General features: G+C 50.9%; 1 protein-coding gene. It reads right to left on the bottom strand.

What is annotated here, in order from left to right; all coding sequences use genetic code 11:
• A partial coding sequence (locus V6D20_10220) for an iron uptake porin (GenBank protein ID HEY9816155.1) occupies positions 1-1360 on the bottom strand: 1360 nt, incomplete at both ends.

The raw sequence follows: 1360 nt of genomic DNA, 5'->3' as shown, positions 1-1360 counted from the left end.
ACTATCGCCAATGCTGTTACGGAGATTCCCCGAACGTGTATAGGCATTGACATAGTTAAGAGCGATATCTATGGTATCGATAGGTACAAAGGTAAGCTGAGTACCTATCACTGTATCCCCAAAGTCTCCCCCAAACAATCCCCTTGCTGGATCAGGGCCGTTACTGGTGGAATAAACCCCCTGTACACTCATCCAGGGGGCAACTTGCCAGTCAAAGCCTACCCCTGTATCACCACCGCCTACGCTAATGACAGGATTACGTTGGGCAAAAGCAGATAGGGGGCCAAAGCCAGCACTTTCAACCCGGTTGGCACCTCGAAAAACGTTAACGGCGTTGACGCCCCTTGGCCCAACAATAATGGCAAAGTCGTCGCCGATCAGCTGTCGATAGGTTAAATCGCTAAGCTGTAGATCATTATTTGTATTACCCTCATAGCTCAGGCGGGTGTCATTGGTGAGTCGCGGTGCTGTAGAACCTGAACCACCCTGCATTCCAATCAAGAGCAGGCTATTGGGATTAAACTGAGTAAGTAAGCTGAGTTGAGCATTGGTAATTAGGTTAAGTTGAGTGGAGGGATCATCGGTATCCTGAACTCCATCGACAGGAAAGAAATCTGCCCGGTTGTCGGTGCGTCCTTGCACACCGACCACTAGCTGTCCGAAAAGGCGAGTGGTGGTGGAAAACTGCTGACTTTCGAGCAGCGCAATCTGGGTTTCTAGGGCATCAACTTGGTCGCGGAGACTAGCTAATTCATTAGCAAATTCTGTTTGCAGGCGTTCAACGATGGCTAAATCATCTGAGCCAGACGTGCCTAGCGCCAGTCCTTCCAGACAAGCATTTAAGCCAGCCGCGAATTCATAGCGACTGATGGACTGATGGCCTTGGAAGGTGCCGTTGGGATAGCCAGCAATACAGCCATAGCGCTCAATTAGGGATTGTAGCGCCTGAAATGCCCAGTCTGTAGGCTTTACGTCACTGAGTTGGTTCACCGAAGTGACTTGAGCCATGGGGCTGCCCTCGGCGATCGTCTCTAAAGATATCACGGACTCTAAGCCAAGACTGTCCTCCATGTTGTCCACCTGGAGGATATCTTCATCACTAGGGATGTCTTCATCCAGGGCGATCGCTGAATCTAACTCTTCTACCCGCACGCCATCCGATACTGGGGTACTGTTGATATCCTCCTGTCCCTCAGTAGCCCAGGGCTGTTCATCAAGTTGAGGATTGGCTTGGAGGAGTCCATAGGTATCTAATTCATCGAGGACCGGATCGGTGTCTAAAGATGCATAAGCTGGGGTGGCACCTAAAACGGCAACACCCAGCAACCCCAGTCCTGACATACCCACATGCAGGAACAGC

The sequence above is a fragment of the Candidatus Obscuribacterales bacterium genome (assembly GCA_036703605.1).
Classification (GTDB): domain Bacteria; phylum Cyanobacteriota; class Cyanobacteriia; order RECH01; family RECH01; genus RECH01.
This window is presented reverse-complemented; position numbering and strand designations above follow the sequence as displayed.